This window comes from Kineococcus indalonis (assembly GCF_009906395.1).
GTDB classification, from domain to species: Bacteria; Actinomycetota; Actinomycetes; order Actinomycetales; family Kineococcaceae; genus Kineococcus; species Kineococcus indalonis.
On record NZ_JAAALM010000510.1, the window covers coordinates 1 to 2876 of the forward strand.

Annotated in this window: 1 protein-coding gene; it reads left to right on the forward strand. The window is 77.9% G+C overall.

What is annotated here, in order from left to right; genetic code table 11:
- Positions 1 to 165: 165 nt before the first annotated feature.
- The coding region (locus GTR00_RS18160; RefSeq protein WP_205706132.1) for a sensor histidine kinase at positions 166 to 2876 on the forward strand (2711 nt) is incomplete at its 3' end.

Here is a 2876-nt window from a genome sequence, read left to right on the forward strand (position 1 = left end):
CACCGGATCCCTCCACTCGACACGCCATCCGCCGATGGGCCGAACGAGCGGTCCTGTCCCGGCCCCGCTCACCCCCGGCCCCCACGGGCCCGAGAGAACACCAGACGTCCTGCTCGAGCACAGGTGGGCCCCCTCACCGCTCACCACCGCTTACGGAAGGTTGACATGCTGCGGAACCTGAGCATCAGAGCGAAGCTCCTGGCCCTGCTCGCGGTACCCCTGGTGCTGCTGGTGCTCGCGGTCGCAGCGCTCACCACCGTGTCGGTGGAGCACGCCGACGACGAGCGCGACCTCGCCAACTTCACCGAGAGGTCGGCCGAGAACAACGCGCTCCTGCACGCCCTGCAGAGCGAGCGCCTGCTGACGGTGCAGTACGTGACCGCGCCCGGCGACGAGCTGCGCGCGCAGGTCGCCGCGGCCCGCGCCGCCACCGACCAGGCCGTCGCGAAGGCCCAGGAGGCCGCGCAGGGTTCCGGCGTGGAGTTCGACGAGGGCGGCAAGGTCGCCGCCATCGAGCGCTTCGGCGCCGCGGCCGCCTCCACGCTGCCGCAGGTGCGCGCCGCCGTCGACGGCGGGCGCACCAGCGCCCTGAGCGCGGCGAACACCTACAGCGACGTCCTCGGCGCGGTCGCCGACGTGACCATCGCCGTCGCCGACGACTCCGGCGCCCGCGAGCTCGCCGGCCGCCTGGCCGCCACCGGTCTCCTCTACCGCGGGATCGACGCGCTCTCCCAGGAGCAGCTCGCCGGCCTGCTAGTGCTGCGCGGGCAGGGCGGCACCGGGGTGCGCGAGCTGCGCCAGAGCGCCATCGCCTACCAGGCCTACTTCGAGCAGCAGGCCACCGCCCGCGTCGGCGAGGAGGGCGCGGCGGTCCTGACCCGCACGCTGCGCGAGCAGCGCGCCACCAGCGCCCAGGCGTTCGTCAACCAGGACCGCAACCTGTTCGCCGCCGCGCCCGCCGACGCCACCCCGGCCCTGAGCGAGGCCGACTGGGTGGCCCACTCCCAGGCCCACATCGACGCCTACCAGCGCGCCGCCGACGCCATCAACGCCGACGCCGCGGTCCACGCCCGCGAGGCCGCCGACGCCACCCTCGTCTCCGCGGTCGCCGCCATCGCCGTCAGCGTCCTGGCCCTGCTGGGCACCGCGTTCTTCGGCGTGCGCACCGCCCGCGGCATCGGCACCCGCCTGCGCGCCCTGTCCGCCGCCGCCACCGAGGTGCGCGACGAGCTGCCCCGCATGGTCGAGCGCATGCAGACCCCCGGCGAGGGCCCGGGCGTGGAGCACACCCCGCTGCCCGTCACCAGCACCGACGAGGTCGGCCAGGTGGCGCACGTCATCAACGACCTCAACGAGACGACGTTCCGCATCGCCGGCGAGCAGGCCGCCCTGCGCGCCTCCATCGCCGAGATGTTCATCAACGTCGCCCGCCGCGACCAGGCCCTGCTGGCCCGCCAGCTGTCCTTCCTGGACCAGCTGGAGCGCACCGAGGAGGACCCGGACACCCTCGAGGACCTGTTCACCCTCGACCACCTGGCGACCCGGATGCGGCGCAACGCCGAGTCCCTGCTCGTCCTGGCCGGCATCAACACCGGCCGCCGCCTGCGCCGCCCGCTGCCGCTGTCGGACGTCATCCGCACCGCGGCCGGCGAGATCGAGCACTACGACCGCGTCGACCTGTCCCTGGCGGCGGACCCGCCGGTCGTCGGGCACCTCGCGCTGTCCCTGGCGCACCTGCTCGCCGAGCTGCTGGAGAACGCCACCAACTTCTCCGACCCCGGCACCCGCGTCGTCGTCGGCACCGCCGAGGGCGAGCGCGGCGTCGAGGTGACCATCACCGACACCGGCATCGGCATGAGCGAGGAGGAGGTGCGCGCCGCCTCCGAGCGCATCCGCGGCGGGCGCGCCAGCGAGTTCGTCGGCGCCCAGCGCCTCGGGTTCCACGTGGTGGGCCGCCTGGCCGGCCGCCTGGACCTGGACGTGTCGTTCCGCTCCACCGAGGGCGAGGGCACCACGGTGACCCTGCTGCTCGGCCCGGCGCTGTTCACCCCGGGCAGCGTCGCGGCCGGCCAGCCGGAGCTGTCCGTGCACGACGCCGCCCCGGCCCTGCCGCTCGCCCCGGCCGCGGACTCCGCGGCCGCCGACGTGGCGGCCCTGCCGGCCGCCGACGTGGCGGCCCTGCCGGCCGTCGACGTGGCGGCCCTGCCGGCCGCCGAGCCCGCGGCGCCGGCCCGGCCGAGCTCGATCGTGGCGAACCCGCTCGCCGCGCAGGGCGTCGGCGACGCCCTGTCCGCCACCCTGGAGCAGTCCGCGGCGCACGCCGCCGCCGAGTCCGGCGTCAGCGCCCCCGTTCCCGAGGTGACGCGCCCCGGCCGCACCCTGCCCACGCGCCGCAAGCCCGCCCTCGGGGCCGGCGCGGAGGAGGAGCGCGCCGCCGCGGCCGCCCCGGCCCGGGCGGACGCCCCCGCCGGCCCGGCCGCAGCTCCCGCCCCGGTCGAGGCGGCCGGCCCGCTCGTCGCGGCCGAGCCCGCCTGGCAGCCGGTGACCGCGCCGGGCCCGGCGGCCGGTACGCCCGCGGCCATGCCCAAGCGCGAGCGCCGCGCGGAGGCCCCGGTCGCGCTGACCCCGGCGCAGGACATCCTGCCGCGCGGGGGCCGCAAGCCCCGCGCGGTGCGCGACTCGGCCACCCCGCCGAAGACCGCCGCGGAGGCGTTCTGGACCTCCCGCCGCCGCGCGGCGGAGCCGGGTGCCGGTGAGCCGGCCCCCGCGCCGCAGGCCCCGCTCGTGCCCGCGCAGGGCGGCGCCGCGGAGGCCGCCGCCCCGGCGGCCCCGCTGCCCGTCGAGGCCCCGCGGCGGGCGGGACCGCCGGCGGGGCC